Consider the following 241-nt stretch of genomic DNA (forward strand, 5'->3'; position numbering starts at 1 on the left):
GAGTGACAACTCCCTCTTGCATGCCGGTTAACACGGATGCCCCTTTGACGACAGAGCCAAACTCAAACGCATTGTTCACAGCTCCTGTTGGGTGCACATAGCTTTCATCTTCTCCGGCGGGATCGACAAAACCGCTAATCGCTAATATTTCGCCTGTTTTTGGATTCATCACAATTGCATAGGCGCTGCCTTCTTGCTGCTGCAAGTAGTAGCCGCGGTTTTTCATGACATGTTTTTCTAC

At 48.5% G+C, this 241-nt stretch carries 1 protein-coding gene; it reads right to left on the reverse strand.

Annotated elements, in window-relative coordinates:
• Positions 1 to 226 (reverse strand): penicillin-binding transpeptidase domain-containing protein (locus CHH91_RS18965; RefSeq protein WP_286160857.1); only part of this gene is annotated, 226 nt, incomplete at its 3' end.
• Positions 227 to 241: the final 15 nt, after the last annotated feature.

This window comes from Virgibacillus sp. 7505 (assembly GCF_002272135.1).
Taxonomy (GTDB): Bacteria; Bacillota; Bacilli; order Bacillales; family Amphibacillaceae; genus Terribacillus.